At 35.1% G+C, this 22,065-nt stretch carries 19 protein-coding genes; 8 read left to right on the top strand and 11 right to left on the bottom strand.

Features of this window, described 5'->3' with window-relative positions; translation table 11 throughout:
* Nucleotides 1-30: 30 nt before the first annotated feature.
* Entirely contained in the window at nt 31-324 is a 294-nt protein-coding gene (locus tag G5B32_RS01050; RefSeq protein ID WP_165289699.1) for a hypothetical protein, read from the bottom strand.
* A 142-nt stretch (nt 325-466) separates the two neighbouring features.
* A complete protein-coding gene (smc, locus tag G5B32_RS01045) occupies nt 467-4,006 on the bottom strand; it encodes a chromosome segregation protein SMC (protein WP_165289698.1) in 3,540 nt (1,179 codons plus the stop codon).
* A gap of 174 nt (nt 4,007-4,180) precedes the next feature.
* On the opposite strand from smc, the gene G5B32_RS01040 reads away from it, so the two are divergent.
* A complete protein-coding gene (locus G5B32_RS01040) occupies nt 4,181-4,816 on the top strand; it encodes a peptidylprolyl isomerase (RefSeq protein ID WP_165289697.1) in 636 nt (211 codons plus the stop codon).
* A gap of 126 nt (nt 4,817-4,942) precedes the next feature.
* Here G5B32_RS01040 and G5B32_RS01035 read toward each other — a convergent pair whose 3' ends face one another.
* Together G5B32_RS01035 and trpS are read right to left on the bottom strand one after the other, a co-directional pair.
* Nucleotides 4,943-5,560 carry a deoxynucleoside kinase gene (locus tag G5B32_RS01035; RefSeq protein ID WP_165289696.1) on the bottom strand — a complete coding sequence of 206 codons (618 nt, stop codon included), beginning with the start codon at nt 5,558-5,560 and terminating at the stop codon, nt 4,943-4,945.
* 8 nt (nt 5,561-5,568) lie between these two features.
* Nucleotides 5,569-6,567: a tryptophan--tRNA ligase gene (gene trpS, locus G5B32_RS01030; RefSeq protein WP_165289695.1), complete on the bottom strand. Its 999-nt coding sequence runs from the start codon at nt 6,565-6,567 to the stop codon at nt 5,569-5,571.
* Nucleotides 6,568-6,768: 201 nt separating this feature from the next.
* On the opposite strand from trpS, the gene G5B32_RS01025 reads away from it, so the two are divergent.
* Nucleotides 6,769-7,464 carry a hypothetical protein gene (locus tag G5B32_RS01025; protein ID WP_165289694.1) on the top strand — a complete coding sequence of 232 codons (696 nt, stop codon included), beginning with the start codon at nt 6,769-6,771 and terminating at the stop codon, nt 7,462-7,464.
* Nucleotides 7,465-7,469: 5 nt separating this feature from the next.
* On the opposite strand, the gene G5B32_RS01020 is transcribed toward G5B32_RS01025, so the two are convergent.
* Entirely contained in the window at nt 7,470-8,318 is an 849-nt protein-coding gene (locus tag G5B32_RS01020) for an ATP cone domain-containing protein (RefSeq protein WP_165289693.1), read from the bottom strand.
* Nucleotides 8,319-8,437: 119 nt separating this feature from the next.
* Between G5B32_RS01020 and G5B32_RS01015 the strand changes: the two genes are divergently transcribed.
* Both G5B32_RS01015 and G5B32_RS01010 read left to right on the top strand, forming a co-directional pair.
* Complete coding sequence (locus G5B32_RS01015) at nt 8,438-8,740, top strand: DUF2892 domain-containing protein (RefSeq protein ID WP_165289692.1); 303 nt, start codon at nt 8,438-8,440, stop codon at nt 8,738-8,740.
* 67 nt (nt 8,741-8,807) lie between these two features.
* Nucleotides 8,808-9,509: an SIR2 family NAD-dependent protein deacylase gene (locus G5B32_RS01010; RefSeq protein ID WP_165289691.1), complete on the top strand. Its 702-nt coding sequence runs from the start codon at nt 8,808-8,810 to the stop codon at nt 9,507-9,509.
* A gap of 178 nt (nt 9,510-9,687) precedes the next feature.
* On the opposite strand, the gene G5B32_RS01005 is transcribed toward G5B32_RS01010, so the two are convergent.
* Nucleotides 9,688-9,933, bottom strand: coding sequence for a hypothetical protein (locus G5B32_RS01005; protein WP_165289690.1), 246 nt, complete (start codon nt 9,931-9,933; stop codon nt 9,688-9,690).
* 120 nt (nt 9,934-10,053) lie between these two features.
* Nucleotides 10,054-11,385 carry an NADP-specific glutamate dehydrogenase gene (gene gdhA / locus G5B32_RS01000; protein WP_165289689.1) on the bottom strand — a complete coding sequence of 444 codons (1,332 nt, stop codon included), beginning with the start codon at nt 11,383-11,385 and terminating at the stop codon, nt 10,054-10,056.
* Nucleotides 11,386-11,569: 184 nt separating this feature from the next.
* On the opposite strand from gdhA, the gene G5B32_RS00995 reads away from it, so the two are divergent.
* Nucleotides 11,570-12,568: a D-cysteine desulfhydrase family protein gene (locus tag G5B32_RS00995; RefSeq protein WP_165289688.1), complete on the top strand. Its 999-nt coding sequence runs from the start codon at nt 11,570-11,572 to the stop codon at nt 12,566-12,568.
* On the opposite strand, the gene G5B32_RS00990 is transcribed toward G5B32_RS00995, so the two are convergent.
* From G5B32_RS00990 to G5B32_RS00980, 3 genes are all read right to left on the bottom strand, one after another.
* A complete protein-coding gene (locus G5B32_RS00990) occupies nt 12,565-13,473 on the bottom strand; it encodes a cation diffusion facilitator family transporter (protein ID WP_165289687.1) in 909 nt (302 codons plus the stop codon). The two genes, G5B32_RS00995 and G5B32_RS00990, sit on opposite strands and share 4 nt — an antisense overlap.
* A 543-nt stretch (nt 13,474-14,016) precedes the next feature.
* On the bottom strand, nt 14,017-15,432 hold the full coding sequence (locus tag G5B32_RS00985) for a Gfo/Idh/MocA family protein (RefSeq protein WP_165289686.1): 1,416 nt from the start codon (nt 15,430-15,432) through the stop codon (nt 14,017-14,019).
* Nucleotides 15,433-15,452: 20 nt separating this feature from the next.
* On the bottom strand, nt 15,453-16,784 hold the full coding sequence (locus G5B32_RS00980; RefSeq protein ID WP_206366756.1) for a DUF1080 domain-containing protein: 1,332 nt from the start codon (nt 16,782-16,784) through the stop codon (nt 15,453-15,455).
* Nucleotides 16,785-17,123: 339 nt separating this feature from the next.
* Between G5B32_RS00980 and G5B32_RS00975 the strand changes: the two genes are divergently transcribed.
* A complete protein-coding gene (locus G5B32_RS00975) occupies nt 17,124-17,681 on the top strand; it encodes a lipocalin family protein (RefSeq protein ID WP_165289684.1) in 558 nt (185 codons plus the stop codon).
* A 94-nt stretch (nt 17,682-17,775) separates the two neighbouring features.
* On the opposite strand, the gene G5B32_RS00970 is transcribed toward G5B32_RS00975, so the two are convergent.
* Nucleotides 17,776-19,062, bottom strand: coding sequence for a Gfo/Idh/MocA family protein (locus G5B32_RS00970; RefSeq protein WP_165289683.1), 1,287 nt, complete (start codon nt 19,060-19,062; stop codon nt 17,776-17,778).
* 407 nt (nt 19,063-19,469) lie between these two features.
* Between G5B32_RS00970 and G5B32_RS00965 the strand changes: the two genes are divergently transcribed.
* Entirely contained in the window at nt 19,470-19,706 is a 237-nt protein-coding gene (locus G5B32_RS00965) for a hypothetical protein (RefSeq protein WP_165289682.1), read from the top strand.
* A 92-nt stretch (nt 19,707-19,798) separates the two neighbouring features.
* Nucleotides 19,799-21,919 carry a catalase gene (locus G5B32_RS00960; RefSeq protein WP_165289681.1) on the top strand — a complete coding sequence of 707 codons (2,121 nt, stop codon included), beginning with the start codon at nt 19,799-19,801 and terminating at the stop codon, nt 21,917-21,919.
* Nucleotides 21,920-22,065: the final 146 nt, after the last annotated feature.

Raw genomic sequence — 22,065 nt, 5'->3', positions numbered from 1 at the left:
ACAGAAAAGGCGATCCTAGGATCGCTTTTGTTATTTTAGATTATTGATTTCTTGCTGTTCTTTCAATTTGTCGACATTGTTTTTCTCGCCAAACTCATCCGTTTTATTTTGGAAGTCATCTAGAATGGCTTTAATAGCCTCTGCATTTTCTGCAGTGCGGGAGTAGATTTCGGGGATCTTGCTTTCTATTAGTTTATCGCCTAATTCTATATTATCTACTTCAATTTTCCCAATTTTCTCTAAAACTGCTTGCTGGCTGTTTCTTACATCTTCTAATTCTCGTGTAATCTTTGCCATCAATTCAAATTTTTTCAATTTATCCATAGTAATTTCATGTTAGTGATATTAAAAGAACAAGTTGAATACAAAATTGTTTTCCTTTAACACTATTTAACCCTTGACGCATAACAACAAACAGCCCTTATTCGACTAAATAAGGGCTGTTTAATTATGTAATAAAATCTTCTTAAGCTACTTCGCGTAGGTCAACAGGAACTACACGCGAGATTCCTTGCTCGACCATTGTCACACCGTAAATAATGTCTGTACTTGCAATTGTACGCTTATTGTGTGAAACAACTATGAATTGTGACTGATTCGAGAATTCTTTGATAATATTGTTGAACTTATCAATATTCGTGTCATCTAATGGCGCATCTACCTCATCGAAGATACAGAACGGTGCTGGTTTTAATAGATACAACGAAAATAATAGGGCAGTAGAAGTCAATGTTTTTTCACCACCTGAAAGCTGGTTGATAGATAAAGGACGCTTTCCTTTAGGTCTAGCGATAATATCAATATCAGAATCCAAAGGATTTGCTGGATCTGAAAGAATTAAATCACAGCTATCTTCTTCATTAAACAAGGAACGGAACACTTTTATAAAGTTGTCACGAACGGTATTGAATGCATTCATAAACTTCTCGTTTGCGCTGCCATCAATTTCTTCAATGGTAGACATCAATGAAGCTTTAGCTTCCAACAAGTCATTTTTCTCTTTATTGATGAAATCATAACGCTGTGTAATCTCGTCATAGGCTTCCTTTGCCATTGGGTTGATGGTACCAAATTCGTCTAATTGCTTTTTAAGACGCGTACACATAGAACCTAATTCCTCTTGAGAATGCTCAATCTCTGGCAAATCGCCTTCCAACAATTCTTTGATATCAATATTAAATTCTACCGAAAGACGTTCTTTTAGCGAGTTTAAGTCAATTTGAAGCGTGGTTTTCTTGTCTTTGACTTCGGTAATCAAGTAATCCAACTGATCTTTTGATTTACGTAAAGTAGCAACTTCTTCTTCCAAATCATTCAAGCGCTTACGGAAAGCATAGAATTCTTCCTCCATATCATGAAGAGCTTTTTCTAAGGATTCACGTTGTTCGTAAAGCTCTTTTAAGTCATTATCGTTGTTGTCCGTAAAAGTCAAGGCATCTTTCATATCCACCTTGATTTGTTCCATCTCAGCGTTATTTTTATTGATACGAAGTTCTAAAGCTTCTTTTTGACTTTCGCGGTATTCTAAATCTTTTTGTATACCCGAAACTTTATTTTGTTGTTGATGCAGACGAATGTTTTCTTGATTGTACGCTGTAGATTTCTCTTGTACAATCTCGTTCAATTCTTGATAAGCAGCTTGTAAATCCGCCAATTGTTTTTGACGCTCGTCAACCTCAACTTTTAAGATTTTAAGTTCGGGTTCAGCTTTTGTCAATTCTTCTGCAATCTCAGCAAGACGTTTTTCAATGTCTTGTTTACGATTTTGTGAGTTGGAGATAAAAGCTTGATATTGCTCTTGTTTTGTCTTGACAGAAGTCCATTCATTCTGAATACGCGCCAATTGAATGCGGATTTCATCAATGATTTCTTTCTGCGACTGTAATTTCAATGAAGCAATCTTATCGACTAATTCCGCTTCTGTATGTTGTAGTTCAGCAATACGCTCGTTTAATTCTTTGATTTCTTTAGCAAGATTCTCTAAATTCTTAGCACGACCAATACGTTTACCTTCAAATAAACCAACTGAACCACCGCTTAAACCCAATTTGTGCTTACTGAATTTACCTTCATGGTGCAATATTACCATTTCATCGTGAGGCAAATCAATATCTAAGGCTTTCGGGGCATCCGATTTTAAGAGATAAACATTGTTCAATAATTGCAGACAAAGTTTCTCATATTTTTTGTCCACTTTGATAACCTGCATCGCAGGAATCATATTTTCAGGAACGATGAAATCGCTATCTTTTTTATCGATAACTGATTCTAATACAAAGAAATTAGCACGACCACGTGAGGCATCACTTAACAATTGAATTGCTTGAACAGCATCTTGTTTCGTGTCAACGACATAGTGGTTCATTACTGACTCCAAGTAATTTTCAATCGCTACACGGTATTCTTCTTGACAGAATAAAATGTCAGAGAACAAAGGGTAGGATTTAGGCCAGCCTGCATTCTTGCGCAAGAATTTGATAGACTCCGGAAACCCTTCCAAATTGTCCACCAAAGATTTGGTCAAGTTATACTCGTTTTGTTTTGCATCAACCAAACGCGATTCCTTACTTAATAAAGAACGGGTTTCTTGCAATTGTACTTCAGCTTGTTCGATTTGACGGTTTAAGTCATTTTCAATTCGAACAGCATCGTCATATTGTTGTTGTTGCGCATCTAACTTACCTTGCAAGTCTGCAACAGCAATATTGAACTGCGATAATTCTTCAGCTTTTGAAGAAGCATCCGAAATATTACGCAAAGACTCCTGTTCCAATGATTCTTTTTGAATATTCAGAACGGCGATGTCTTTCTCGACTTTGTATATCTTGTTTTGAAGTTCGTTATTTTCCTGAACAAAACGATCTAATTTATTTTTAGCCGTTTGTTGTTGGCCTTTAAGCTCTTCAACTTCTGTTTTATTTTTTTGAATATCATGTTGAGCAACGTCTAGTTTAGCTTGCTCTTCATAAATTTCCTCATTAAGTCTTTTGATCGTATATTCAACGTTCGTAAGTTGCTGCTTATCCAAATTGAATTCCGCTGTTATACGCGATTCACGCTCTTTGAGGTGATGTAAACGTTCGTTCTTAATCTTCTTTTCCGACTCGTAAGCACGGATTTTATTATTAAATTCGTTCGTTGTTTTCTGTTGCGCAGCTAGACTTTTCTCTTTGGAAAGAATCTCTTCACGACCAGTACGAAGTTCTTTTTCCTTAACATCGATTTGCTCTAGTGTTGAATTCAACGATTGTTGCAACTCTTTCTCTTTCTCCGACAAAGAAGTCAAATCCGTACTGAAGCTATCCAAACGGTAGTAAGCCAAACCGATGCTCGCTTGCTTATATTCCTCTTTTAATTGAAAATATTTATCCGCTTTCTTGGCTTGATTTTCTAATGATTTGAGATTCTTTGTAATCTCATACAATAAATCGTCCACACGAGAAAGATCTGCTTCTGTATCTTTTAATTTGCTAAGTGTTTGTTTCTTGCGGACTTTATATTTAGAAATTCCCGATGCTTCTTCGAATAATGCACGACGTGAATTATCTTTATTGGCGATAATCTCGTCAATCATTTTCAACTCAATGATAGAGTAGGTGTCGGCTCCAATACCCGTATCCAAGAATAAATCCGTAATGTCCTTTAGACGACATTTGACATCGTTCAGACGATATTCGGATTCTCCTGTACGATACAATTTACGTGTAATGGTCACCGTCGTAAACTCCGTAGGAAGAATGTTTTTATTATTGTTGAATGTTAAAGAAACTTCCGCAAGATTGGACGGTTTACGGTTTTTAGTTCCATTGAAAATGATGTTTTCCATCTTTTCCGAACGTAACGTTTTTGTACTTTGCTCACCCAATACCCAACGAATCGCATCCACCACATTGGATTTACCACAGCCGTTTGGACCGACAATTGCTGTCACGCCCTCATTAAAATTTATTGTGATTTTATCACCAAAACTTTTAAATCCTTTGATCTCAAGTTTAGTTAGTTCCATTCACTTAGCTTTTGTTATAACGTACGAAAATAAGGATAAAAAAACAGAATGAGTAGGTCAGTTTTTGCACATTTTTGGAGATTTCCACATTTCATTCTGGCATAGTGATTTATAGTTTAATACAGTAAAATTTTCGTGTATATTATCTATATTGGGACATCTAAAACTACACTCATGCGTTATCTCACTCTCTTATTTCTATTTCTGTCAATTCAGCACTTTTCTGTTGCGCAATCTCGAAAAGTAGCTTTTAAGACAGATTATGGTACTATCAAAGTGCTGCTTTATGATTTTACACCCCAGCATCGCGATTTGATATTGAATTCCATAAAAGATTCTATATATCAAGGTGCATTATTCAATCGAATTATCGAGAATTTCGTGGTGCAAGGAGGAGAGCATGATATTGATATTGTTAAAAGAGAAGCTGCTGACCCAACAGGGAATAAACCTCGTTTAGCTGGAGAGTTTGATGCTCGAGCCTTCCATAAAATGGGCGCATTAGGTCAAGGTCGTGATGATAACCCAGAAAAAGCTTCATTTTTGAATCAAATCTATTTTGTGGTTGGTAAAAAAGTCTCAGAAGAAGATTTACAGTCTTTGGAAGCTAAGAAAGGTCGAAAGTTTACTAAAGAACAACGTGAAGAATATTTGAAAAATGGTGGCCTTCCACGTTTGGATGGCGATTATACTGTTTTTGGTGAGATATATGAAGGAATGGAAGTAATTATGACTATTAGTCGCTTCAAAACCGATAAGGATGATTTTCCATTGTCGCCTGTTAGGTTTTCGGTTAGTGTTATAGAATAATTTAGAAGAGAGTAAGAAAACGTATTCGTCATTTCGACGAAGAATGAGGAGAAATCTAAAAGTATGATGAATAAATTATATTCATTTTACCAGATTTCTCCTCATGGTTGAATGAAGCAAATATTATTATTTAAATAATCCGTACAATTCGGCGTCAATCTTTTCTTTGATATAACCTAAATCTTCAGGATTGTTCGCAAAGTCTAAGTTGTCTTTGTCTAAGATTAACAATTTGCCATCCGTATAATTATTAATCCATTTTTCGTATTTTTCATTCAATTTAGACAAATAATCCAAACGAATAGCTGATTCGTAATCACGACCACGTTTTTGGATATTGTTAACCAATGTTGGCACTGACGCCTTTAAGTAAATCAACAAATCCGGTGGTTTGATATAGTGGATGATGCTTTGAAAAATATTGCTGTAATTATCAAAATCACGCGCACTCATCAAGCCCATGTCGTACAAGTTCTCGGCAAAGATGTAAGCATCTTCATAGATGGTACGATCTTGAATCATGTTTGTACCTTTGGATTGTTGTTCTACGATATGTCTAAAGCGACTATTCAAGAAAAATATCTGCAGATTGAAAGCCCAACGCTTCATGTCGCTGTAAAAATCCTCTAAATAAGGATTGTTGTCCACCGCTTCAAATTGTGGCTCAAAATTTAAGTGTTGTGCCAACAATTTTGTCAATGTGGTTTTGCCAGCTCCTATATTCCCTACAATTGCAATATGCATAACTTATTCTAATATAGTTTTTTAAGACCTATAATTTCTCTTACTTCTTTAATTGTTTTTTGTGCACTCGCTTGCGCTTTTTCAGCACCTAATTTAATCACTTTTCTGATGTATTCATCGTCATTCGTGATATCTTCAATACGTGAACGAACAGGTTCTGTAGCGATGACCATATCTTCCGCCAATTGCTTTTTGAAGTCCCCGTAGCGAATTTCACATTTATTGTATAATTCATCAAAGTGGGCTAAAGTGTCGTCAGAAGAAACCACTTTCATCAAATCGAATAGATTTTGAATAGCTTCTGGTTTAGCTTGATTTGGTTCTGTAGGTCCTGAATCCGAAACAGCACGCATAATTTTTTTACGAATTACTTCAGGTGCATCAGATAAATAAATACAGTCCGCTTCGCCGTTTGATTTACCCATTTTGCCTTGACCACTCAAACCTGGCACTTTCACTAGTTTATCCGAATAACTAAATGCAAAAGCTTCTTTGAAATAATCTGTTTTATACAAATGATTGAAGCGATTCGCAAATGTACGTGTCATTTCCAAATGTTGCTCTTGATCTTTTCCTACAGGAACCTTAGTTCCGTGATGTAACAAAATATCACAAGCCATTAAAACAGGATAAGTTAATAAACCAGCATTTACGTTGTCAGGGTTAGAACGTACTTTATCTTTAAATGAAGTAGAGCGTTCTAATTCGCCTAAATAGGCATTCATATTCATGTACAAGTAGAGTTCTGCAACTTCAGGTACATCGGATTGAATGTATATAGTTGATTTTTCGGGATCAATACCGGCAGCTAAATATTCTACCACCACATTGCGCACTGTAGATTGCAAATCCTGTGGAGTAGGATGTGTCGTCAATGAATGTAAGTCAGCTATAAAAAAGAAGCAATTGTACTCATTTTGCATCTTGACAAAATTACTCAATGCTCCGTAGTAGTTTCCTAAGTGTAATTTTCCGGTACTTCTGATACCGCTAACAACTGTTTCCATATGACGCGAAATTACGCAATTATTCTTGAAAATCGGAATCTAAAAGTATGCAGCATTAATCATTTGTATGTATAAAAAATATTTATGTTCCGCTTTTCAATTCCGCATGAACTGTCCAATTTTATTCTAATCTTAAAGTAAATAGTTGAAAAATAATTTCAACCTTTGCAAACGGATTTATCTTATCGTTGTTTTTATTTTATGATTCAGTTAATTATTAAAATTTCAACGTTTATTTTGTTAGTGGTATCGCTACAAGCGCATGCACAAGAGCCTTTCAAATTTGAAGATGAGCTATGCCAATACCAAGGAATATTTGATACTACGCTTTATACCACAAATCAATTAGCTGACACCTATAAATTGGTAAGAGGTGAATATGGATTGTACACAAACGATGAAGATCAACTGCATGAGGATTATAAAAATGCAAAAGAAGAGATAAACAGCTTAGACATTGTCAATATCAAATATTTCCAGTCTTTAAAAGATTCTTTGCTTACTTTTTTGGATGCTACATATCAAATAAAGAATGTAGAATTCCAAGCTAGAAAAGGAGAGACGAAGGAACTCTTGAAACACTATCAAAATAACCTAACCGTTAAATTATACGCTGAATCCCTACATAGTGGAGGTGAAAAACTGCTTAAGGCATATGAACACTTGACTAAAGAGCAAATGAAGAATAACGGTTCACCAGAAATTCTTTGGGAAGAATACTTAAAAAATAGTAAGTCAGCACAAGCACAAGAAATTGCTTTCGAACGTGTATTAAGCTATGGCTGGTGGAATGCCGTAAACAATCTTTTGCCCCACATAAACAATGATGGTACGCAATTCGAAGAATTTGTAAAATTGTTTACAGAAGTAAAAACCATTGATTGCGATGAAGTGTAATTATTTTACAACTTCAAATGTTCTAATGGACTTTCAACTAATTCTTGCGCCTCTTTTAAGATTTTATACTTCTTATTATCGTCTGCTTGAATTACCTGTAAAAATTTAGGATCTCGAATTACATCTTTTACCAAAATACACTGTGCTTTCAGCAGTCTAGCTTTGTCATCTGCAGACAAAGTAGTCAAACATGTTATAGGATATTCACCGTTGCTATCGACAATTACTTTGATACTTCTTTTTTTAGGATAATCCCAAGCTAGCAAGTTCATTTTGTAATGCTCTCCAAAAGTCTTAGAATCTGCTGTCAGATACGCATTAGTCACTAACCAGCCTTGTGTGACTTGTAATGTTTTGTTGAAGAAAGTATAAGGCTTATTGCTGATGTCTTGCACTCGAGATAAAAAATACATTGGAGTTGTTACAGATATTTTGGCATCCACATCGTTTCTGAATTTACATTCTATAGCGAGTAAATCATTGCCTTTAGAGGCTACCACATCAATTTCGTGCGTTACTGCATGTCCTTGGATGGTCTGCCCTGTAATAGCTTTGTATCCATCTTCTTGAAACATACGAGCTACCCATTTTTCAAAATAAAAACCTTCTGGCCCCAAATCACGTAGCGCTTTTTTTAAACTATAACGCGCCGCATAAGTATTGCGTGTTAATTTTAGTTCATCGAAAGCAATCTCATATAGCTCACGTGTACTTATACCATCGTAAATTTTTGGTTTTAATGCATCAAAAACTTGATTTACTTCCTTATCAGAAGCACCAGAACGGGACAAAGAATGGCGAAGGCTATTGGGATTGAAATCTACTAATTCTCCAGAATGCTTTTTAACTTTCATAATTTATAAATCTGATGGTTAAAATACTATTCTCCTTGTAATTTTCAAAAAAAATAAATGCGAGCAAGCAAACAAAGTTTAGGGTTGAATGTTTAATAATTGAACACAAAATCAAAACTATGAACACACTAATAAATTATGCTATAGATAAAATCAAAAGAAAAGTAGACGAAGGTTGTGTAGATGGAAATGTAGGTACTTCGGAGCGTATACTTTCAGTTGTTGCTGGTGGATTAATTTTAAGTATTAGTGTTAGACAACTCTTAAAAAATCCGATTACAGCGATTTCAGGTGTAGGGTTAGGGGGGGCTTTAGTGTACCGTGGAATTACAGGAAAATGTACTATCAAAGCAGCCGTAGATCAACTTGCTAACGAAAAAGATGAAGTAACGGTAATAGAACATCGGTACTTTGTAAAATAGGTTAATAATCAATTCTCATTGTATAATGGTCAAAAATTAAGAATTTTTGACCATTATCTTTTTTATTATGTCTAGAAAGAAAATAGTTGTATTTACAGGTGCGGGTATTTCCGCAGAAAGCGGATTGCAAACATTCCGAGGAACGGATGGTCTTTGGGAAGGTCATCGGATAGAAGATGTAGCGACACCAGAGGCATGGATCAAGGATCCTGAAAAGGTACTTCGTTTCTATAATATTCGCCGTAAAGCCTGTCGTGAGGCGCAGCCTAATGCGGGACACCTAGCTTTGGTAGAATTAGAAAAATATGCTGATGTGTATATTATCACTCAAAATATAGATGACTTACATGAACGAGCTGGAAGCAAAAATATACTACATCTACACGGTGAAATTATGAAAGCTCAATCCTCAAGAGAGTCAAGATTGGTGTATCCTTTGGACAAGGATGAAATTACGCTAGATGATGTCTGTGAATTAGGTTCCCCTCTGCGTCCCAATGTTGTTTGGTTTGGAGAATATGCTCCCAATATGATGATAGCAAATAGAGTAGTAAGTGATGCAGATATACTATTGGTAGTAGGAACTTCTTTAAAAGTCTATCCAGCGGCATACCTTCTTGACGAAGCGCCAGACTCCTGCAAAATTATTTTAATTGATCCCAATCCTAATGCAATTCGATTAAATTCAAAGGTTGAAATTATTAAAGGAAAAGCTGCTTCGGAATTACCCAAGTGGATAGAAAACTTTGCCAAATATAATTTTGAATAAATATTTAATTTGTTAAATATCAATGAATTGTATAAATTATCTAACTTACTTATTGATAACAAAGTGTTAATTAAGATATTTTAAATATCAGGATGCCAAATTATATTTGGTATCCTGATATTATTGAATTTAACTACATTATTAACAGGTGTTTACAATAATTATTTAAATAAAGTATTTAATTGTATTTATTATAAGTATCAATAAAAGCTGTTCGCATATTGGAAAAATTTTCTAATACTTTACTTATAAAGTCTTCGTCTAAAATTTCAAAAACTCCATTCACTCCGTTTAAAATATCGGCTTCTGCTATTTTGTAAGTCTGTTCCAAAGAACCCTGTTCAAACTTGATAATATATTTTTGATTCATCCCGAAAATGGTAATTTTACATTCGGGATGTGGTAATTCTGCTAATGTCCTCATGCTCGTATACTATAATTCGTTACAAAGAAACTAATAAATCTACTAACGCAAAGCAAAAAAATGAAAGGAATAACCTTGCGATTATTCCTTTATGAATTAAACAATTAAAAATTAGTAATTCTATAAAACACCTTGCGCTTTCATAGCTTCGGCGACTTTGATAAATCCACCCAAGTTTGCACCTTTTAGGTAATTTATATAACCGTCTTTTTCTTTTCCGTAACGCACGCATGTTTTATAGATGTTTTCCATAATAGCTTTCAAACGGTCGTCTACTTTGGCTGAATTCCATTGTTGACCAATTGAGTTTTGGGACATCTCTAAACCAGACACAGCTACACCACCAGCATTTGCTGCCTTACCTGGAGCATAGGCAATTTTTGCTTGATGGAATACTTTTATTGCCTCAGCTGTAGATGGCATATTTGCGCCTTCAGCTACGCATGTACAGCCGTTCGCAATAAGCTGCTTGGCATCAGCCTCATTCAATTCATTTTGTGTAGCACAAGGAAGCGCAATATCACATGCGAATTGCCAAGGTTTTTCACCGGCATGGAAAGTGGCAGATGGGTATTTCTCAGGGAAGGATTCTAAATTCCTTCCTAATTTAGCAATGTAAGTTAGTTTTTCATGTGTAAAGCCGTCTTTATCATAAATAGTCCCCGTGCTGTTTGACAAGGTGATTACTTTAGCTCCGAAAGAAAGTGCTTTTTCCGCGGCATAATAAGCAACATTTCCTGCTCCGGAAATAGCAACTACTTTACCATCTAGTGTGTCATTTTCGTTTTCGAAAATGCTTTTTACAAAATATAAAAGACCGTATCCCGTAGCTTCAGGACGAATGTAAGAACCTCCCCATTGCACACCTTTACCTGTTAAAACACCAGTAAAATTATTTTGGATTCTTTTGTATTGTCCAAACAAATAACCGATTTCGCGTCCGCCAACGCCAATATCACCCGCCGGAACATCGGTTTCTGATCCAATATGACGATATAATTCAGTCATAAAGGCTTGGCAAAAACGCATAATTTCATTATCTGATTTTCCTTTAGGGTCAAAATTAGAACCGCCTTTACCACCACCAATAGGAAGACTAGTTAGTGCATTTTTAAAAACCTGCTCAAATGCTAAAAATTTTAAAATGCTAAGATTTACAGTTGGCGAAAAGCGTAACCCTCCTTTGTAAGGTCCTATAGCGCTATTCATTTGAACTCTATAACCTTTATTGACCTGTACATTGTTTTGATCATCCACCCATGCGACACGGAATGACACCACACGTTCAGGTTCTACCAATCTTTCCAAGATTTTCAGATCAGCATACTCCGGATGATGTTCGTTAATATAAGGGATTAAATCTTCTACGACTTCAGTCACTGCTTGCAAGAATTCAGGCTCGTGAGGATTTTGACTTTCAACGTAATCAATAAAGTTTTTAAAATTTAGCATTTTCTATTGATAGATTTGTATTAATTTGTAATGAAATTTACCAAATATACATTTTATACCTGTGATAATACTACTTTTAGGAAGCTTTTTGATTAAAAGTCACAAAATAATTGCAAAAGCAATCTTTAGAATAAATGTATGGTAATAATAGATAAATTAGTATCTTGATTCAAATATAACGGGCATGAAGAGAATAAATTTAAAAAAATATCCGAAGGTAAAATTAATCGAGCAGCCTTCTTCTATATATCATCTAAAGAGAATAAGCAAAGCCGTAGGTGTAGATATATACATTAAACGCGATGACTTGTTTCCTGTCGGATTTAGCGGAAACAAACTTCGTAAACTGGAATATTTGTTGGGGGAGGCAGAAAAGCAAAAAGCTACCCATGTATTCACTGTCGGAGCAATTCAATCCAATCATGCGCGAATGACCGCCATTGCTGCTAAAATGTTCGGCTTTGAAATCGAACTTTTTCTTAAAAAGTCTGTACCTGTTAAGGAGGGATCTTATTTTAACAATGGAAATATAATTCTGAATAATATTGTTAATGCAACTATCCATGAGGTTACAGACAATGAGAAAGCCTACAGAGCTATAGAAGAGCGAAAATTGACCATAGAAAAGGAGAGTGGTAAAGTTTATGTGATTCCTGTTGGGGGCTCAAATGCACTCGGTACATTAGGTTACGTAGACTGTTATTTTGAGATAATAAAACAGCAAAATGACATGCGCCTTCAATTTGATTTGATTGCCACAGCTTCGGGGTCTGGTGGAACACATGGAGGCTTAGTCGTAGGAAAAACACTTTCAGAAACTAAAATCAATATAAAAGCATATAATGTTGAACCAGATCAAGGCGAATTGGCACTGCACACTTTAAAAATTGCTAACGAAGCTCTGGAATTATGTGAATCTAAAATTTCGCTTTCGGCCTCCGATACCGTGGTTTCTAATGAATATAGCGGGACAGCATACGGCATTCCTTCGGATTTTCATATTGACACCATCAAGTTTTTAGCTAAAAATGAGGGCATCTTTTTGGATCCTGTCTATACTTCGAAAGCGTTTACAGGATTGCTGATGGATATACAAAATAATGTGATTAAGAAAGGAGAGAAGGTGCTTTATATTCATACAGGAGGTATGCCTGGAATATTTGCCTATCCCCAATATTTTTAATTATTATTAGTCATTGCTTCGTACACTTTTGGATTAAACGGCTCGATGTGTACGAAGACATTCGAAATCTCAGGCATTTCTGCCATCAAATAATCTTTAAGATTGTGCGCAATATCGTGACCTTCTTTTACTGTAAATTCCGAGGGAACAATGGCATGAATGTCAACCAAAAAGTACATTCCATTTTTACGCACAAAACATTTCTCCGTAGCAATTAATCCTTTGACATTAAGAGATTTTTCTTTTATTACTTCAACCATGTCTTCATAAAGATTTTCATCCATAATTTCCCCTAAAGCAGGTCTGAAAATGCGGTAGCAGTTATAAATTATAAATCCGGAAGCGAATAAAGCAGCCCAATCATCAGCAGATTGATATCCGTCGCCAAGCAACAAAGCCATCGAAATACCTATAAAAGCAGCCACCGAAGTAATTGCATCACTGCGATGATGCCAAGCGTCCGCTTTGAGAGAGCTACTATTTAATATTCGAGCTTTACGCATCACAACTTGATAGCTTATTTCTTTCCAAATGATAATTAATCCTAAGATTATTAAAGTCCAAGGCTTTGGTAAATCGTGAGGAGTTCGAATATTGATAAGACTTTGGTGAGCAATGAAGGTTGCCGAAATTACCAAAAATATTACGACAATAAAGGTTATTAAAGGTTCAATGCGTCCATGTCCATAAGGATGTGTTTTGTCCGCTGGACGTTCAGAATATTTAATACCCAATAAAACCAAGATGGATGAAAAGATATCTGATGTAGATTCTATAGCGTCCGCAATCAACGCAAATGAATTTCCAAAGAACCCCGCAAGCCACTTGATCAGAGCTAAGCCAAAACTTCCGAGAATACTGAAGTAAATTGTTCTTTTTGCTGCACGTGATTGCTTCGTAGACATGGTATTAATATTAGGCTACAAAATAAGCCAATAATAATTGAATATAAGATTAAAGTTTTAAACATGGGAATTCTATGATATTTTTCACGAAAGGGAAAGTTATTATATTTTTCTATTTAACATAATATAAATTATAAGACAAATTATACAGTTTCAAATCGCTGGTAAATACTACTTAATTATACATAACTATAAGTATTAAACAATTTATTATCTTTAAACCTGTTATTAACCCATAAGTCTAATGTTCAGAATCCTTTTTATTTTCTTAATAGTAATTTTTGGGATTACATCAGCCATGAATAATTCTAATTCTTCAAGATGATTTAGCCTATATAAATTCATGTTATTCCAACGTTACAGACTACTATTATTTCATAAAGAATATCCCAAAGCGATAAAAATAGCTCATCAGTATTTGGATTTCGCCAAACAAAGTGACAGTAAATTTAATATCATGTTAGCCTTATATTTATTCAATCCCTAAGTAAATGTTAGCCTCGTTAAGTTTTTAACGAGGCATTATTTTTTATCATACTAATTTTAAACTTTATAATATTGTTCCCAACCTTTAGCTGGTGGCGGACCAATTAGCAAAGCATTTGCAAACCTATTGTTTGTGATTTGTTTTGATTTTGGATCAAATTCAATATTGCTGTACAATCGTTGTGCAATTACACCCAAACAAAATATTTGACTTAAAGGCCCAGCAATCTCAAATGGCGAACGTGTTTTTTCCAAACCTTTACAAGCCTGTAAGAAATTTTTAAAATGATTTGATGGAGTTGCAGGAACTTCTGGAAGTTTGGAAGCTAAAGCTTTGGCTTTTTCTTCAGGAATAATTTGCAACGTACTTCCGTGGGATCCACCTTTGAAGGTTAAATCTTTTCCATAAATTATTTTGCCAGGATTTAATTTGGCTGGCTCCAATTTTCCCGTACTTGGCGGAGGAATATTGGGATCTAATCCTGATACACCATATCCTTCAGGAATCGGCGGCAAATTATCCAAACCATCATACCAATTGATATCCATTGCAGGATAATTTTTCCGTTTAGGGAATTTAAATTTCAATGTAGTAGACATTGGAAAAAAGAAAGCATTGTGTCCATCTAATTTGACAGCCTGTACTTCAGTTGGTAAACCTAATTCCAAAAATTCATGCGCCGAATCCAAAATGTGAGCACCCCAATCCCCTAGCGCTCCCATTCCAAAGTCGTACCAGCATCGCCATTGACCATTTACAAAATCCTTATTATACTGATGACCTTTAGTTTGCATTTGCCAAAGTTCCCAATCCATTGTATCAGGAATTTGTTCTGCTGCTGGGAAATTTTTAATATTTGGATCCCAAGAGTGCCATCTTCTTGGCATATTCATATGGGCGTCGATGCGAGTAACATCCTTGATAATTCCAGCATCTTTCCAAGCTTTAAATTGAAAATAGTTAGCTTCTGAGTGCCCTTGATTACCCATTTGTGTCACTACTTTGGGGAATTTTCTGGCTTTTTGCATAAGCAATTCATTTTCCAAAAACGTGTGTGCCATAGGTTTCTCCACATACACATGTTTGCCTAAATCAATAGCTTGCATAGTTATTGCAAAGTGAGCAAAATCAGGTGTTCCAATGGAAACAGCATCAAATTCATTGCTTATTTCATCAAACATTTTACGGAAATCTTGATAACGTTTTGCGTTCGGAAACAGTTTCAAGATCTCTTCCGTATGTTTAGCGCCCAAGTCCACATCACACAGCGCTACAATATTACAAAGACCTGTTTTATATAATTCCTTAATAATTTCTCCGGCACGATTACCAATACCGACACAAGCGAGATTAACTCGTTCATTGGCATTGGCTAAAGCAAGGTTAGCGAATAAGCTATTCGATAAAAGTAGCCCACCTCCTGCCAAGGCAGTACGAGAAATAAAGCTACGACGAGACATATAGTGTTTCATAGTTGTTGATATTTTCTTGGCTACTTTAGTTCTTTAATTTTAATGCTACGGAATGAAACCTCATCACCATGATCCTGCAATAAGATATGACCTTTTTCCGCTTCCCCGAATTTATCCCAATCTTTATATTTGCTAATAGCGACTAAATCTCTGAATTCTTTAGAACCGCGCACGAAACTCAACATTTTAATGCCATTCAAATAATAAGTGACCGTATTGTCTTTTTCAACTACAATACGTCCTCTATTCCATTCTCCTATTGGTCGTCTCGCTCGCCCATCCTTATTAGATGTAATCAAATCATACAATGAAGCTAACGTACGGTTGCCATCTCGCCCCATTTTGGCATCTGGATGCTTCACATCATCCAATAATTGATACTCTAATCCAATTGCTGAACCTTTTGTTTCTTCTTTCAGCGTTACGAAATATTTCACGCCACTGTTTGCGCCTTCAGTAAGTTTGAAATCAAATGACAAATCAAAAGCAGAGAATTGCTCCTTCGTAATGATATCTCCCCCATTAGTCGATTCACCACCATCCGATTTCAACACTTTAATTATCCCATCTTTAATTTCCCATCCTTTAGTTGGAAATTGATAATGGTAGGCACTGCGCCAATTTTGAGATGTCTTTCCATCGAAAAGAAGTTTATAACCTGCATTTTGCTCAAACGAACTTAATGTGTTTGGCGTCAAATTCACTACATATATATCCTTTGGAAATTCTTTGGGCTTTAGATTAGAAGTTTGAATTTTAATATTCTTAAAATACACTTTTTTGCCATCCAAATCTGCCGGAATGCTATGAACTTGTAATCCAATAAATCCAGATGCGTCCAATGTATCTATCACATATGCAACAGGAACGTCGTTAATCCACGTTTTAAGTTCATTTCCAATGGATTCGATCCGTATATGATTATATTGTTCAGCTATATAAGCTGTTTTTGCTTTTTCGTTTAAATCCAACGGATACAACCAATTTCTACGCGCTTCATCATAAATCCCTCCTGTCCATGCGCGAGAGGTTGGATCAATTTCTACCTGTCTACCATACACTCTGCCTTGTCCATTATTTGCTTGTGGATCTATATGACTTCTTACCTGTACGCCAGAGTTTGTCTTATCACCTTCTAATTTTATTTCCAATTCCAGAATAAAATCCGCATATTCTTTTTCGGTGATTAAGAATGAATTCGGTGTTCCTTTTGTCATACGGCCGACAATAGCACCATTTTCAACAGAATAAGGTGCTTTCCCTCCTACGGCTTTCCAACCTTTTAAACTTTTACCATCAAATAAGTTTGTCCAGTTTTCTTTAGTCGTCTTATTTTGTGCGACAGCATCCATAGTGTTAAAAGTGAATAAAGTAGTTAAGGCAATCGAACTACAGACGATTTTACAATTAGTTTTAAGCAAATTAAACATTTCGATCTCTTTTTATAAGTTTATTATAATTGATGTAAGGATTGTATAATGGGTTTGATAGCCGCCAAACAGCTTCAATTTTCTTAATATTTTTTTTCATAATAGAAGTTTATCTCAGCAATTTAATGATTATCTAGCAGTTATACCAATCAAGATTTCGTCTCAACTAATATTTTACAATATTTTTCTTCAGAATTTTTACCTGCTCAGAACCCTAAAAGGTTTTAATTGTTAATCTAGAAATCACACAAATAAAATTATATGAGTAAAAAAATATTTTATCAAATTGCGAAACTTCTAGGTATTGCTTGTTTATTCGCTACTTTCTCCTGTAGATCTATTCCAAAGGGTGCAAGTGTGGTATCAGATTTTGATGCCAACAAATATGTAGGAACGTGGTACGAGATTGCTCGGATAGATTTCAAATATGAACGAAATCTAAATAATACGGCTGCTCAATATAGTTTGAAAGATAATGGCGATATCAAAGTAGTAAACTCTGGGTATAATTATGTAAAGGACAAATGGAAAAAGCGGGAAGGAAATGCAAAATTCCGAGAAGAAAAAACTAAAGGCGCATTAAAAGTATCGTTTTTCGGACCATTTTATTCGGGCTACAATATTTTTGCTTTGGACAAAGACTATAAATATGCCCTAATCGGCGGAAAAAATTATGATTATTTATGGATTTTATCTCGGGAAAAAACTATTCCAAATAGTATTAAAGAGCAATATCTCAAAATAGCCACTAATATTGGATACGATGTAAATGATTTAATTTGGATTGATCATGATAAAGAAAATCCTTACGTTAAATAATTAGTAATTATACGTTTATTAGAAATATCTATTTAAGAACGTATAAGAGAGGAATCTTAGTAGATTCCTCTCTTTTTATATCAAATTAGCTAAACTATACTGCTGGAATTTTATACCCATTGTGATATTTCGCAGCTAAATAAGTGTTGGACTCATCATCCGTAAATTTTTTATTTTCATCATTCCAATATATTTTTTTACCTGTTCGGTAAGCAATATTACCCATCTGAGAGATGGTAGCGATATGACTGCCAGCCTCTATAGGTGCATTTATAATAGATTTGTCTTTTTTAAGAATAGCTTCCACAAAGTTCACCATGTGTAATTCCAAACCATTATCTACCGAAGGCTGTAAAGGCACCGCCTCCATTTTATTTTTATCCGGAATTACTTCCCAACCTTGTCTATTCAATACTAGCGTACCGTTATTTCCAATGAAAGCTACGCCATGATCTCTACCATAAGGTCCCGATTCAATACCCAAAGCATGTTCCCATTGAATATTGAAACCATCAAATTCGTATAAAGCAGTTAAGGTGTCAGGTGTTTCTGCAGCTGTGTTTGGATCAGCATACACCCCTCCCGTCCCAACTATAGATTTTGGAACTGAAGCTTTCATTCCTATTAATCCAAAATCTATCATATGTACGCCCCAATCAGTCATTAATCCACCTGCATAATCCCAGAACCAACGGAATTCGAAGTGGAAACGATTTTCGTTAAAATTTCTTTTTTGCGCAGGTCCAAGCCATAAATCATAGTTTACACCAGCAGGAACGGGAGTATCTGGTTTTTTGATAATAGGATCTTTCCAACCAACATATGACCAAGCCTTCACTAAACGAACTTTACCCAATTTGCCCGAATGAACAAATTTAATTGCGTCACGGAAGTGCTTTTGACTACGCTGCCATTGCCCTACCTGAACTATACAGTTTGATTTTGCAGCTGCAGCAACCATTACTTCACATTCTTTAATCGAATTTCCAATAGGTTTTTCTACATATACATGTTTCCCTGCTTTAATTGCATCCACGTATATTAGACAATGCCAATGATCTGGTGTTGCAATTATTACAGCATCTACTACATCATCTTTCAAAAGCTGTTTGTAATCTTCGTATGTTTTTACTTGTATATTTCTCTTCTCTAATTCAGATTTGCGGCGTCCTAGAACATTTGCATCCACATCACACAAGGCTGTACAGATTACATTCTCAACCTTTAGAAGGGCATTCAAATTCGCCCATCCCATTCCATTTACTCCGATAAGACCAACTCTAAGTTTTGAAGATTGGGTTGAGCCAAAAGTATTGGAACTTGCGTAAAAAGTAGTAGCGGCTAACAAAGCACCCGCTTTTAAAAAGTGTTTTCGATTCATAAAAAAAGTTTATAGGTTGTTTTTTAAGGTTTAAAATTATTGATGCTATAAAGCTAGTAATTATCAAAGTTTATAAATTTAAAATAAAGTAAAATATAATCTATTAGTTAATTTCCAGTAAAATTAATTAAAAATATTTCAAATACCAATTTTTCAAATCATAATTTTATTATAACAAATTTTAAGTTATAAAAAATATTCAATTTAAATAAATTGTATAATAGATGTTACTTGAATCGAGTAATTTATCTGTCAGTACCACTTTAACCTCATCTTTAAAAAGAATTTTTAACTCCAATTTGAAATTATTTCTAAATATTATTTGTTAATAATTCTTAAAGTATGAATAAAGTAAAACATTTATTTTAATTATTCTGTTATTGTATCATAACTAAATTAAATTAATTATGGCACTTACTACAGGAAACGAAGATCAATTAACAAAATCTGTCGAAAAACAAACTTCAAAAATTCCATCTATTTTATTTCTTGGTGCAGCATTGGGCGCAATGACTGTTTCAGCAGCGCTAAAATGTGCACGTGGAAAGGATGACAAAGATGCTCTATTCATCGGACAATGGGTAGCTCCATTTTTACTATTAGGTATTTACAACAAAATAGTAAAAACAGAAGGTCACGATTAATCCTCCTAATTCAATTTGTAAAATGAACGCATTGCTGAGCTATAATCGATTAGCTCAGCACTTACTTATCACTCGATTAAACACTAAAAACGATGAAAGAAGAAAAATCAAATAAGAAAATAGAAGTTATAAATAGTCATTTGGTAGATAATACCAACAAACCTATGACTACAAATGACGGAGTTCATATTCATGACAATAATAATACACTTAAGGCAGGTGAAAGAGGTCCTTCCTTGTTAGAAGATTTCATTTATCAAGATAAATTAGCACATTTTGATAGAGAACGAATTCCCGAACGCGTAGTACACGCCAGAGGATCGGGAGCACACGGTATTTTCGAAGCAACGGCTGATATATCCAAATATACGAAAGCGAAGTTTCTTCAAAAGGGAACAAAAACACCACTTTTCATCCGTTTTTCTACGGTAGCCGGTTTTAAAGGTTCCACAGACTTAGCACGCGATGTACGCGGGTTTTCTGTCAAATTTTACACAGAAGATGGCAATTATGATTTAGTAGGAAATAATATCCCCGTATTCTTTATTCAAGATGCGATGAATTTTCCTGATTTAGTACATGCCGTAAAACCAGAACCAAATAATGAAATGCCTCAAGCTGCATCTGCACATGATACTTTTTGGGATTTTGTTTCACTGATGCCCGAATCCGCACATATGGTGATGTGGGCAATGTCCGATCGCGCTATCCCAAGATCGTTACGTATGATGGAAGGATTTGGAGTTCATACATTTAAATTTGTGAATGAAGAAGGAAAAGGAACTTTTGTTAAATTCCATTGGAAACCCAAATTAGGTGTGCATTCTGTAGCTTGGCAAGAAGCGCAGAAAATATCTGGGTATGATTCGGATTTTCATCGTCGAGATTTATGGGAAGCTATTGAAAAAGGAAATTATCCACAGTGGGATTTAGGCGTGCAATTAATTCCTGAAGAAGATGAATTAAAATATTCCTTTGATATTTTAGACCCAACAAAAATCATCCCAGAAGAACTTGTACCTGTGCAGATAATAGGTACAATGACATTAAATCGTAATCCAGAAAACTTCTTTGCGGAAACTGAGCAGGTAGCTTTTGATCCAGGTCGTTTGGTACCTGGAATTGATTTCAGTAATGATCCATTATTACAAGGAAGAGTCTTTTCGTACGCTGATACACAAAATTACAGATTAGGAGGTCCAAATTTTCACGAATTACCGATTAATAGACCCATAAAGGGAAAATACAACAATCAAAAAGATGGATTTGGAAGACAAGATATTCTTAAAGGAAATGTATCTTATTTTCCGAATAGTTTGGGCGGAGGTTGTCCTTATCATGCCATGCTCAAAGGGGAAACTGGATTTGAATCGCATGCTGAGAAAATAGATACCAAAAAAATTAGGGGTCGCTCCTCTTCTTTTGCAGATCATTTTACCCAAGCTCGATTGTTTTTCCAATCTCAATCTCCAGCAGAACAGGAACATATAATTTCTGCTTACAGTTTTGAACTATCCAAAGTCAACAGCGTTGACGTTCGTCGTAGAGAATTAGCTATCTTAAATCAAATTGATCAAAAATTGGCTAAATCCGTAGGTGATAATTTGGGAATGGAGCCACCTAAAAATTTGGACGAATTAACAATTCAATTCGCTAGACACAATCATCCCGAGTATCCAATTGAGCCGTCAAAGCCCGAAGTGACCGTTTCTAAGGCATTAACTATGGATGTAAAGCCAGGTCAAGGTTCTATCGAAACGCGTAAAGTAGCATTCTTAGTGGATAATGGCGTAAGTAAAGCAAGTATCGATAAAATGAAAACCGCACTTGAAGCTGAAGGTGCTGAAGCTATCTTAATAAGCACTAAAGTCGGTAAAATAAAATTTAAAGAAGGTGGCGAAGAAGAAATTCAATTTACTTATTTGACTGAGGCTTCCGTTTGCTATGATGCATTTTACACACCTGAAGGAGATTCTGTAAAAACATTAGCAGCTGAACCTGATTATTTTCAGTTTATCAATGAAGCCTATCGACACTGTAAAGCTATAGCGTTTGCTAAAGGGGCTGAAGAGCTAATTGAAGATACTTTAATAAAAGATTTGGACGACGGAATAATTTTAGAATCAAAAGCAAATCTGACAGATGATTTTATTCATATTATGAAAGGTCATCGAATCTGGGAACGTGAAAAAGCAAGAAAAGTGGCCGTATAGACCAAAATAACATATAATTAAAGCGGAATAAACAAATGAGTTTATTCCGCTTTTTAAATTTAAAAACAGCTTATCTAATGTGATAAGCTGTCACTTAATTATTAATAAATAGATAGTGTGTGATTTCAGTACCGTCCTAAATAAGG

The sequence above is a fragment of the Sphingobacterium sp. SGL-16 genome (assembly GCF_011043515.1).
GTDB lineage: Bacteria > Bacteroidota > Bacteroidia > Sphingobacteriales > Sphingobacteriaceae > Sphingobacterium > Sphingobacterium litopenaei.
Note: the sequence above shows the minus strand (reverse complement) of the source record. Positions and strands in the feature narration are given on the sequence as shown.

Excerpts from the sequence above, each read along its gene's own strand:
- G5B32_RS01050 (WP_165289699.1), bottom strand. The coding sequence starts at position 324 with ATGGATAAATTGAAAAAATTTGAATTGATGGCAAAGATTACACGAGAA.
- smc (WP_165289698.1), bottom strand. The coding sequence starts at position 4,006 with ATGGAACTAACTAAACTTGAGATCAAAGGATTTAAAAGTTTTGGTGAT.
- G5B32_RS01040 (WP_165289697.1), top strand. The coding sequence starts at position 4,181 with ATGCGTTATCTCACTCTCTTATTTCTATTTCTGTCAATTCAGCACTTT.
- G5B32_RS01035 (WP_165289696.1), bottom strand. The coding sequence starts at position 5,560 with ATGCATATTGCAATTGTAGGGAATATAGGAGCTGGCAAAACCACATTG.
- trpS (WP_165289695.1), bottom strand. The coding sequence starts at position 6,567 with ATGGAAACAGTTGTTAGCGGTATCAGAAGTACCGGAAAATTACACTTA.
- G5B32_RS01025 (WP_165289694.1), top strand. The coding sequence starts at position 6,769 with ATGATTCAGTTAATTATTAAAATTTCAACGTTTATTTTGTTAGTGGTA.
- G5B32_RS01020 (WP_165289693.1), bottom strand. The coding sequence starts at position 8,318 with ATGAAAGTTAAAAAGCATTCTGGAGAATTAGTAGATTTCAATCCCAAT.
- G5B32_RS01015 (WP_165289692.1), top strand. The coding sequence starts at position 8,438 with ATGAACACACTAATAAATTATGCTATAGATAAAATCAAAAGAAAAGTA.
- G5B32_RS01010 (WP_165289691.1), top strand. The coding sequence starts at position 8,808 with ATGTCTAGAAAGAAAATAGTTGTATTTACAGGTGCGGGTATTTCCGCA.
- G5B32_RS01005 (WP_165289690.1), bottom strand. The coding sequence starts at position 9,933 with ATGAGGACATTAGCAGAATTACCACATCCCGAATGTAAAATTACCATT.
- gdhA (WP_165289689.1), bottom strand. The coding sequence starts at position 11,385 with ATGCTAAATTTTAAAAACTTTATTGATTACGTTGAAAGTCAAAATCCT.
- G5B32_RS00995 (WP_165289688.1), top strand. The coding sequence starts at position 11,570 with ATGAAGAGAATAAATTTAAAAAAATATCCGAAGGTAAAATTAATCGAG.
- G5B32_RS00990 (WP_165289687.1), bottom strand. The coding sequence starts at position 13,473 with ATGTCTACGAAGCAATCACGTGCAGCAAAAAGAACAATTTACTTCAGT.
- G5B32_RS00985 (WP_165289686.1), bottom strand. The coding sequence starts at position 15,432 with ATGAAACACTATATGTCTCGTCGTAGCTTTATTTCTCGTACTGCCTTG.
- G5B32_RS00980 (WP_206366756.1), bottom strand. The coding sequence starts at position 16,784 with ATGGATGCTGTCGCACAAAATAAGACGACTAAAGAAAACTGGACAAAC.
- G5B32_RS00975 (WP_165289684.1), top strand. The coding sequence starts at position 17,124 with ATGAGTAAAAAAATATTTTATCAAATTGCGAAACTTCTAGGTATTGCT.
- G5B32_RS00970 (WP_165289683.1), bottom strand. The coding sequence starts at position 19,062 with ATGAATCGAAAACACTTTTTAAAAGCGGGTGCTTTGTTAGCCGCTACT.
- G5B32_RS00965 (WP_165289682.1), top strand. The coding sequence starts at position 19,470 with ATGGCACTTACTACAGGAAACGAAGATCAATTAACAAAATCTGTCGAA.
- G5B32_RS00960 (WP_165289681.1), top strand. The coding sequence starts at position 19,799 with ATGAAAGAAGAAAAATCAAATAAGAAAATAGAAGTTATAAATAGTCAT.